At 47.5% G+C, this 10,075-nt stretch carries 11 protein-coding genes and 1 pseudogene; 11 read left to right on the top strand and 1 reads right to left on the bottom strand.

Going from position 1 to position 10,075, the window contains the following annotated elements:
• Positions 1 to 296: IS110 family transposase (locus WGC32_RS14695; RefSeq protein ID WP_342682982.1), on the bottom strand; the 296-nt coding region annotated here is incomplete at its 3' end.
• A 471-nt stretch (positions 297 to 767) separates the two neighbouring features.
• Here WGC32_RS14695 and WGC32_RS14690 point away from each other — a divergent pair.
• From WGC32_RS14690 to WGC32_RS14640, 11 genes and pseudogenes are all read left to right on the top strand, one after another.
• A pseudogene (locus WGC32_RS14690) lies at positions 768 to 896 on the top strand (Maff2 family mobile element protein); the annotation flags it as partial.
• A gap of 387 nt (positions 897 to 1,283) precedes the next feature.
• Entirely contained in the window at positions 1,284 to 3,203 is a 1,920-nt protein-coding gene (tet, locus tag WGC32_RS14685) for a TetM/TetW/TetO/TetS family tetracycline resistance ribosomal protection protein (RefSeq protein WP_070087585.1), read from the top strand.
• 190 nt (positions 3,204 to 3,393) lie between these two features.
• A complete protein-coding gene (locus WGC32_RS14680; RefSeq protein ID WP_070087584.1) occupies positions 3,394 to 4,260 on the top strand; it encodes an AraC family transcriptional regulator in 867 nt (288 codons plus the stop codon).
• Positions 4,261 to 4,468: 208 nt separating this feature from the next.
• Positions 4,469 to 4,843 (top strand): sigma-70 family RNA polymerase sigma factor, encoded by a 375-nt coding sequence (locus tag WGC32_RS14675; RefSeq protein ID WP_204245260.1) that lies wholly within the window; start codon positions 4,469 to 4,471, stop codon positions 4,841 to 4,843.
• A complete protein-coding gene (locus tag WGC32_RS14670) occupies positions 4,840 to 5,658 on the top strand; it encodes a TrmH family RNA methyltransferase (RefSeq protein WP_070087583.1) in 819 nt (272 codons plus the stop codon). The genes WGC32_RS14675 and WGC32_RS14670 overlap by 4 nt, the downstream gene beginning before the upstream one ends.
• A 252-nt stretch (positions 5,659 to 5,910) precedes the next feature.
• Positions 5,911 to 6,333 (top strand): RNA polymerase sigma factor, encoded by a 423-nt coding sequence (locus WGC32_RS14665; RefSeq protein WP_070087582.1) that lies wholly within the window; start codon positions 5,911 to 5,913, stop codon positions 6,331 to 6,333.
• Entirely contained in the window at positions 6,326 to 6,523 is a 198-nt protein-coding gene (locus WGC32_RS14660; RefSeq protein ID WP_070087581.1) for a helix-turn-helix domain-containing protein, read from the top strand. Before WGC32_RS14665 ends, WGC32_RS14660 begins: the two co-directional genes overlap by 8 nt.
• A 713-nt stretch (positions 6,524 to 7,236) precedes the next feature.
• Entirely contained in the window at positions 7,237 to 7,635 is a 399-nt protein-coding gene (locus tag WGC32_RS14655) for a plasmid mobilization protein (RefSeq protein WP_070087580.1), read from the top strand.
• Positions 7,607 to 9,217 (top strand): relaxase/mobilization nuclease domain-containing protein, encoded by a 1,611-nt coding sequence (locus WGC32_RS14650; RefSeq protein ID WP_070087579.1) that lies wholly within the window; start codon positions 7,607 to 7,609, stop codon positions 9,215 to 9,217. Before WGC32_RS14655 ends, WGC32_RS14650 begins: the two co-directional genes overlap by 29 nt.
• Entirely contained in the window at positions 9,207 to 9,593 is a 387-nt protein-coding gene (locus WGC32_RS14645) for a cysteine-rich VLP domain-containing protein (protein ID WP_070087578.1), read from the top strand. The genes WGC32_RS14650 and WGC32_RS14645 overlap by 11 nt, the downstream gene beginning before the upstream one ends.
• Positions 9,594 to 9,608: 15 nt before the next feature.
• A partial coding sequence (locus tag WGC32_RS14640; protein WP_462933647.1) for a replication initiator protein A occupies positions 9,609 to 10,075 on the top strand: 467 nt, incomplete at its 3' end.

The raw sequence follows: 10,075 nt of genomic DNA, 5'->3' as shown, positions 1-10,075 counted from the left end.
TCGGTTTTGGCCCGTCTTAAACTGTTGTTTCCGTAGTCATGCACCAGCATTGCATTGATTACCGAGACATAAAGGCCCGCGTCGTGGAGCAGCCAGGCCACCGGCGCGTGGTAATTACCCGTGGATTCCATCACCACACGGGTCTCACCGTCCAGGCTTTTGAGCAACCCTGCCAGCTTGCTCAGTTCACTGGCGGTGTGGCGCACTTCAAAGGGTGAAACCACCACTTCTCCGAAGGGCCGCATGACGGCGATCATGCTTTTCCCTTTGGAAACATCAATGCCAACACAGTTCATTCGCGTTCCTCCAATACCAAGGATCTGCAACCGGAATCCATCTTTTCTCGCTGCCGATTCAATCTATTATGTGACGCGAACTCTCCGACATTCGGTGGCTCAACCTGCTTAAATCGAACGCTACAACAAGAGGATGGCTAACAGTCTTTCGCACGGACATATAAGCCCAAGGAGTGATTGGTCAGCCAGTTGCTCCTCTTATTGTAGCTTAGGCACGAGATGGAGGGAAAGCCGGACTGGCTGCTCGGTTTTCCTGTCCAAATTTATTGTAATAGGAGTGATCTTATCTACCCGCCTCAACCGCCCCGGATGGGGCCATCGGCGTACAAAGCGGACAATCACCAAAAAATAATGAAAAAAGGAGGACAGCCGGAATCAGGCCCCGGAAACCGGGTGCCGATTGTTCCGGCTTTTGTATGCCTATGAATGACTAAATCAAACTTTTCAAATGATTCCGGCTAACTATAATTTATGGCATTTTTCAATCAGGCTATCACCGTTCTTCAGACCCTCGTTATCGCTCTGGGCGCTGGTCTCGGCATCTGGGGTGTCATCAACCTGCTGGAAGGTTACGGCAACGACAACCCCGGTGCGAATGCTCATGTGTCATAAAGAAACACACAAGAGATTGATAGACAGCAGCCTACTATTCCGTAAATTTTGTTTCAGGACTTTCTTTTTCAATGCCGATATGCTATAATATTTCTATTCCAAGTAAGGAGTTAAAAATATGCGGCAAGGTATTCTTAATTAACTATAATCAAATAGTGGGAACAAAGAATTGTAACCGTCCCTTGCAAGGGGCTTAGTTTTTTGTACCCTTTTTAAGAATACTTTTGCCTTATATATTTGACATATCAAAAGAGCGACCGCTGCTTGCAGTGCGTTGTATGTATGTGTATGTCTATTCGCTATATCCCCAGCGGTAAAAGTATTTTGCTGCTGGGGATTTTTATGCCCTTTGGGGGCTGAATGGAGGACAAACACATGAAAATAATCAATATCGGCATTCTTGCTCATGTAGACGCAGGAAAAACGACTTTGACAGAAAGCCTGCTCTATACCAGCGGAGCCGTTCCGGAATTAGGGAGTGTAGATAAGGGAACAACGCGGACAGACACCATGCTGTTGGAACGCCAGCGTGGGATTACCATTCAAACGGCCGTCACTTCTTTCGGCTGGAAGAATTATAAGATCAATATTGTCGATACCCCCGGCCATATGGACTTTTTGGCGGAAGTATATCGCTCACTTGCTGTTCTTGACGGAGCAATTTTAGTAGTTTCCGCAAAGGACGGCGTGCAGGCACAAACACGGGTACTGTTCCATGCGCTCCAGAAAATGAAAATCCCAACGATTATTTTTGTAAATAAGATAGACCAGGAGGGCATTGACTTACAGAGCGTTTATCAAAATATCAGAGAAAAACTTTCTGATGATGTCATGGTTATGCAAGATGTTTCGCTCACTCCGGAAGTGTCTCTGACAGACATTGAGGATATAGAAAAATGGGATTCTATTATTGCTGGAAATGATGAACTTTTGGAAAAATATATTGCGGGGGAACCTTTGAAAATACAAGATTTACAGAGGGAGAAATGCAGAAGAATGCAAAACGGTTCCCTGTTTCCTATTTATCATGGGAGTGCAAAGAACAATATCGGAACTGAAAAGCTGATTGAAGTGATTGCAGAAACATTTACTTCTGGTGCGGACAACGATCAATCCGAGCTATGCGGAAGCGTTTTTAAAATCGAGTACACAGACCAGAAAAAGCGGCTCGTTTATTTGCGGTTATACAGCGGGACACTTCATTTACGGGATACGATTCTCCTGCCCCAAAATCAAAAACTAAAAATCACAGAAATGAGGATTCCGTCAAACGGAGAGATTATACCGGCGGACACAGCCTGTTGCGGAGAAATTGTTATTTTGACCAATGACACTCTGAAGCTGAATGATACTCTCGGAAATGTAGAACTTTTGCCGCGCAAGGCATGGGAAAAAAATCCGATTCCTTTGCTTCGGACGACGGTGGAGCCGCAAAATCAGGAACAAAGAGACCTCCTGCTGAATGCCCTGACGGAAATTGCAGATACAGATCCGCTGTTGCATTACTATGTGGATACGATAACGCATGAAATCATCATTTCTTTTTTAGGAAAAGTCCAGTTAGAGGTTGTATGCTCTCTGTTAGTAGAGCGATACCATGTGAACATAAATGTGAAAGAACCTACGGTCATTTATCTGGAAAGGCCATTAAAAACAGCCAGTTACACGATTCATATTGAAGTGCCGCCGAATCCGTTTTGGGCATCCATTGGCTTAACTGTAACGCCACTTCCTGCCGGAAGTGGAACCCGGTTTAAAAGCAAAGTATCTCTCGGCTATTTAAACCAAAGTTTTCAAAATGCCGTTATGGAAGGGGTGCGTTATGGAATGGAGCAAGGCTTATACGGTTGGGAAGTGACAGATTGTGAAATTTGTTTTGACTATGGAGTTTATTACAGTCCAGTTAGTACCCCCGCAGATTTTCGTTCCCTTGCTCCTATCGTGTTAGAACAGGCATTGAAAAGAGCAGGAACACAATTATTGGAACCATACCTTTCCTTTACCCTTTTTGCACCGCAGGAATATATTTCACGGGCTTATAATGACGCACCGAAGTATTGTGCAGTGATTGAATCAACCTTGCTTAAAAATGATGAAGTTATTTTTACGGGAGAAATCCCCGCCCGCTGCATCGGCGAATATAGGAATGATTTAAATTTTTATACAAATGGGAGAAGCGTCTGCCTTACCGAATTAAAAGGGTACCAAGAAATTTCCGGGGAGCCTGTATTGCAGCCACGCCGTCCCAACAGCCGTTTAGATAAGGTTCGGCATATGTTTCAGAAAATAACGTAATATTTTGTGCGTTATCACGGATAAAAATCTTTGAATATAAGGAGAGTCTATGTTAGTTTTGTTTTCAAGTCGGTTTTGTGTAAACTTATATTGAGCAAACGGCCTTTATTTATAACCCGACTAATTTTGTATGCTAATGTCGAGCATATCTTTCTAAATTGTGATATTCGTATTCGGAAGGAGGGGCAATGTGTTAAAGAAATTGAATGACGCGATGGACTATATTGAAGCGCACCTGGAGGACGAGTTTTTACTTGAGAAGATTTCTGAGCATATAAATGTTTCAGATTATCATTTTAGAAAAATATTTTTTGCGCTTACCAATATGACGCTGAATGAGTATGTAAAAAACAGACGACTTTCAGAAGCTAACAAAGAATTGTTGCAGGGGGCGCAGGTAACAGATGTCGCTTATCAATATGGGTATCAATCCGTAGACGGATTTACACGTGCCTTTAAAAAATGGAGCGGTATCTTACCGTCACAAGTCGCAAAGTTGAAACAATGTAAATCATGCCAAAAGTTACAATTTGTTGTAACTATGAAGGGAGGAACTTTAATGGAATATAAAATTGTTGAAAAACCTGCTTTTACGTTTGCAGGTGTAAGTAAACGAGTGCCGTTACAATATGAGGGAGTAAACAACGCTATTTTGGAACTGGCACAAAGCATAACACAGGAACAGAAAGAAGAAATGCACCGGTTGCAAAACATTGAGCCATATGAAACTGTAAATGTTTCCTATGAATCAGATACGAACTTTCTTGAAGAAGCTGGTGAATTAACGCATTTAATTGGAGTTTTAACAACTAAAAATGACATTAGCAGTAATCTGGACACATTTCCTGTTAAAGCTCATACGTGGGCAGTTTTTCCAAATGAAGGAATCTTCCCGTTTACTTTGCAGGATACAATGGCAAGAATCTACTCCGAATGGTTTATGACGGCAGATTATGAACTGGCAGAGCCGTTTTCTTTCTCTTTTACAAAAATGGACGACAAAAAGCCCAACTACGCATACAGTGAAATTTGGATTCCAGTAACAAAAAAAGAATAAGCAATTACACTCAAATAGGAAAGCCAGCCGAGCCAGCGGGCAGTCAAGATAAACGGCGCATATGCGCCGCTGTTGACAGCCCCGCCCGCCTTTGCTGGTAGGCAATCAAGGGGCGACAGCAAGGGGTGCTGCCGCCCTCTGATATTATAAATGAAACCCGTCAACCATACAACGCCCTATGTGGGAGAAAGGGGGAATCATCTATGCCTTGCACAGAAGCATACAAAGAACACATCATGTACACGTTCAATGGCTTTGCAAGACCGTCATACACTATGCGGCTATCAACGCATGGCGTGACAGGAGCAGACGGCGGCAAAAAGAAATATCCCTTGAATACCTCACAGAAGAAAAGTTTTACCCTTTAGGCACAACAGACGAATATTTTGAAGCACCCCATGAAGAACACCCTATAACGATATGCGGTCAGGCAGTTATCCTCACCAATGGAAAACTTGCCGCCGTCCTGTTATCCCTGCCACAGAAAAACCGGGAAATCATTTTCCCTTATTTTTTCAAAAATGGGCTTACAATGGGTGAAAAATTCGAAAACCAAAGTATGATGAGGCAGGTATTGAAATGAAAGTTGTTTCTATATTAAATAAAAATAATGATTACCAGAGATTTGAAGTATTGAAGCATAATCGAAATAAAAGATATAAATATAATCAATTTATTGTTGAAGGCGTAAGAAGTTTAAATGAAGCGGTTAAAAATAACTGGAAGATTATTTCTTTTATTTATGACAAGAATAATCTGTCAGGCTGGGCAAAACATATGATAGAAACAGTAAAAACAGAAGTCAATTATACTCTTACGGCACAGTTGCTAAAGGAATTAAGTGGAAAAGAAGAAACTTCTGAATTATTGGCTATTATTGAAATGAGGGAAGACAGGTTAGAAAATGTTGCGTTATCTTCCAATCCATTTATTGTGTTATTTGACAGGCCCTCTAATAAAGGAAATTTAGGTACGATGATACGTTCATGTGATGCGTTGGGAGTAGATATGTTGATAATTACTGGACATGCGGTTGATTTGTATGAGCCTGATGTAATTGTTTCGGCGATGGGTTCTTTTTTCAATCTTCCGGTGATTCGAATCATTCACAATGAGGATTTATATAAATTCGTTGAAAGCCTTAGAATAAAATACCCTGGCTTTAAGATCATAGGCACAACAGCCCACCACGAAAAGCCTATCTATCATGAGGACTTGAAAACCCCGGTTATGTTAATGATGGGAAATGAAACCATGGGATTAAATAAGGCATTTAAGGAATATTGTGATGTTTTATGTACGATTCCTATGGCTGAAGATTCCTATGCCAGTTCTTTCAATGTCAGTTGTGCTGCATCTATAATGATGTATGAAATAGTAAGACAACGAATGAATTAGACAGCATAACCCTTTTGAGAGTGAGCCAGAGAAAAGGGAGGAGCAGGCGTTCTACCTCAAAAGTCTGCAAATAAAAAAAGAATAAGCAATTACACTCAAATGGCAAAGCCAGCCGAGCCAGTCAACAGTCAAGATGAACGGCGCATATGCGCCGCCGTTGACAGCCCCGCCCGCCTTTGCAGATAGGCAATCAAGGGGCGACAGCAAGGAGTGCTGCCGCCCCGCACTATTATTCAGAGAGGGGGAATTTCCATGACCGAAGATGAAGCCTACAAAGTGCATATCCAGTACACATTCAATGCCTTTTGCAAGATTGTCATTCGTCACGCAGCCATAGATATAATCTTAAAGCTGCGCCGGAGGTGGGAACGGGAAGTTTCTCTTGACTATCTGATGAATGAGAAGTTTGTCCAGCTTGCCGAACCGGAGCAGCTTGAAGAATATCTTTTTACCGCCTGCGGCCAGACCGCCGTTCTGTACCATGCGGAACTTGCCGCCGCCCTTGCCCTCTTGCCGGAGCAGACACAGGAAGAGATTTTCCGTTACTATTTCCTGCGCCAGCCGCAGCGAGTGATCGGCGTACATATTGGCCGGACACGCAGCACAGCGGGGCGGCATATCCAGCTTGCCTTGCAGCGGCTACGGCGGCTCATGGAGGGAAAAGACCATGAGTAAACTTCTCCCCTATGAAACAATCGTCAAAGCCCATGAGGGCGACCCGGACGCAATCGACACCGTCCTTTCCCACTATGCCGGATATATCCGCTACTTTTCCAAAGTACACGGTCAGGTTAACGCCGAGGTTGAGGAATATGTGAAGCAGCAGCTAATCTCCGCACTATTCAAGTTTCGCTTTGACCGATAAGCCCCAAAACTGAATACCAGCCGCCCACCAGCGGCCAGTGAAAGCAGTAAGTCTGAAAAAGATTTGCTGCTTTTTTTGTTGTCCATTTGGCAAAATCGCAAAGTCACCCGTAGTAGGTAGGTGAAGCCAGAAAAAGCTGCCTGCTCCGTTTGGCAAATTTCAAAACGCAGTGTTGTAGGGAGTGAAAGGAAAAATTCTCTGCCCCGTAGGTTGCCAAAATCCTGTTTCCCGGATTACTAAGGCAAAAGAAAATTTGAAAAATCCCCGGACAGCGGGTAGCTGGCGGCCTTTTGAATGTATCTTTGGCGAAAGAAAAAAAAGACCGCGCACAGCGGGCTGAAAGCCCCGCCCCGTTCGCTCTATGTACGGAAAAGCCCGGACAGGGGCAGTCTGCGGCTTACTAAGAGCAAGTTTCTACCACGGTGCCAAAATCCGCAATTCTGCGGTTTTGCCCCTCGCGGGAAACTTGTTGGGGAGTGCCTTCCCCAAACCCTGCTATACGCCCTTACGGGCGAAAAAGCTGAAAACAGTTTTTGTTATTTTCCAAAAAGTTGCCCAATGGGAGGTATAGAGGGATTTTTCTGCCGAAATGCAAAAAAAAGTTTTTGTAATTTCCCGAAAAGTTAAGCAATGGGAGGAGTGAGAGGAAATTTTCTCCGCCCAAAATCCGAAAAAAGTCAGCAATAAGAATAGTGAGAGGAGGTTTTCAGCCTATGCGAAAGAAATACAACACGCCCCACCGCAGCCGCGTTGTGAAAACCCGGCTGTCCGAAGATGAATACGCCGACTTCACAGCGCGGCTTGCGCCCTATGGTATCAGCCAGTCGGAATTTCTCCGGCAGGCGATACGGCGCACGACCATACGCCCCGTTGTCCATGTATCGGCGGTCAATGATGAACTGCTCTCCGCTGTCGGGAAGCTGGCCGCCGAGTACGGCAGGATCGGCGGCAACCTCAATCAGATTGCCCGGTATCTGAACGAGTACGGCTCACCCTACAATGCGCTGTCCGGCGAGGTACGCGCCGCCATAGCCGACCTTGCCGCCCTCAAGTATGAAGTCCTCAAGAAAGTAGGTGACGCAGTTGGCAACACTCAAGCATATCAACTCTAAAAACGCCGACTACGGAGCCGCCGAACAATATCTTCTCTTTGAGCATGACGAGTTTACCATGAAGCCCGTCCTTGATGAAACCGGCAGGCTTATCCCCCGCGAGGACTACCGGCTGTCAACGCTGAACTGCGGCGGGGAGGATTTTGCCGTTGCCTGTATGCGGGCAAATCTCCGCTATGGGAAGAACCAGCGGCGGGAAGATGTGAAAAGCCACCACTATATCATCAGCTTTGACCCACGGGACGGGCCGGACAACGGCTTGACCGTAGACCGGGCGCAGGCATTGGGCGAGAAGTTTTGCGCCGAGCATTTCCCCGGCCACCAAGCCCTTGTATGCACCCACCCGGACGGCCACAACCACAGCGGCAATATCCATGTGCATATCGTCATTAACAGCCTGCGGATAGAGGAAGTACCGTTCCTGCCCTACATGGACAGGCCAGCCGACACGAAAGCCGGCTGCAAGCACCGCTGTACCGACGCTGCCTTGCGCTACTTCAAATCCGAAGTCATGGAGATGTGCCACCGGGAGGGGCTTTACCAAATCGACCTCTTGAACGGCAGCAAGAACCGCGTGACCGACCGGGAGTATTGGGCGCAGAAAAAGGGACAGGCTGCGCTGGACAAGCAGAACGCCCCCATGATTGCAGGCGGTATCACGCCCCGGCAGACCAAGTTTGAAACGAACAAGGAGAAGCTGCGGCAGACCATACGGAAAGCCCTTGCCACCGCCGCCAGCTTTGACGAATTTTCCTCTCTGCTGCTGCGGGAGGGCGTGACCGTCAAGGAGAGCCGGGGGCGGCTTTCCTACCTCACGCCGGACAGGACAAAGCCAATTACCGCCCGGAAGCTGGGCGACGACTTTGACCGCACCGCTGTCCTTTCCGTTTTGGAGCAGAACGCCGCCAGAGCCACAGAAAAGGCCGCAGCCATACTCGAATACCCCCGGCATGGGAACACAAAAGCCCCACAAACCGCCCCGAAGCAGGACGGTGTGCAGCGGCTTGTGGACATTGAGCAGAAAATGGCCGAGGGCAAAGGCCGGGGCTATGAACGATGGGCGACCATGCACAACCTCAAACAAATGGCCGCGACGCTGAATGTGTATCAGGAATACGGCTTTACTTCCCCGGAGCAGTTAGAAGCCGCCGTTGATACCGCCTATCAGGAAATGCGCCAGACCAGCGGCGAACTGAAAGCACTGGAAACGAAGCTACAAGGGAAAAAGGAGTTGCAGCAACAGGTACTTGCCTATGCCAAGACCAAGCCCACCCGCGACGGGCTGAAAGCGCAGAAATCCGAGAAAGCCCGCGCCGCCTACCGGCAGGCAAACGAGAGCGATTTTATCATAGCCGAAGCCGCCGCCCGGTATTTCAAGGCGCATGGCATCACCAAGCTGCCCGCCCGGAAAGCGTTGCAGGCAGAGATCGAGCAGCTTATCTCCGAGAAAGACGGCCTGTATAACACCTACCACGAACAGAAACAGCGGTTCAAGGAGTTGCAGACCGTCAAGCGGAACATCGACCAGATTTTGCGCCGGGAGGAACCCCACCGCAGAAAGGAGCAGAGCCATGAGCGATAACCTGCCCCGCATGGACTACCGCCAGCACCGGCGGGCGCGGCGGCTGGTACATGAGTGCTGTAACTACGACGAGGGAAACTGCCTGCTGTTAGACGACGGGGAGCCTTGCGTGTGCGTCCAAAGCATTTCCCTTTCCCTCATGTGCCGCTGGTTCCGTGTGGCTGTCCTGCCCCTTGACGGGGAACTGGCCGCAGCCCTCTTGTACCGGGGGAGCCGGAAACGGTGTGAGGTCTGCGGGGCGGCATTTGTCCCCAAATCCAACCGGGGAAAATACTGCCCCGACTGCGCCGGACGCATGAAGAAACTCAAAGCCGCCGAGAGAAAGCGGAAACAAAGGCAGAAATGTCACGCTTTAGAGCCTTTCAAACCCGCATGAATCAAGGTTTTTTTCGTGAGTGTCAAAGGGTACGCGATACATTTATCCTTTTCCCCCGGAAACGCCGTTCTAAGGCGTGACAAAACACCACAATCAACCCGAACACAGGGAGGTGATACTATCGCTGATTATATCATGGCAGACACGCCGCTGCCTATCTATCTGCCCTACCCCCGTTTCCTGCTGAAAATGGAGATTTCCCAGACCGCCAAGCTGCTGTATTCGCTGCTGTTAGACCGTTCCACACTCTCCCAGAAGAACAAGTGGCAGGACGACGAGGGCAGGATATATATTATCTATCCAATCGCGGAGATAGCCGAAATACTGGATAAGGGCAGCACCACCATAAAGGGGGCGCTTAATGAACTGGACATGGCGGGGCTGCTGGAACGGGAACGGGGCGGCTTCTCCGCACCGAACCGGCTTTATGTCAAAGTGCCGCGAGTGCCACAGGTACAGTTTTCCGACCAACTGATGGCCGG

It is taken from the genome of Zongyangia acetica, from assembly GCF_038739695.1.
Taxonomy (GTDB): domain Bacteria; phylum Bacillota; class Clostridia; order Oscillospirales; family Ruminococcaceae; genus Zongyangia; species Zongyangia gallinarum.
Note: the sequence above shows the minus strand (reverse complement) of the source record. Positions and strands in the feature narration are given on the sequence as shown.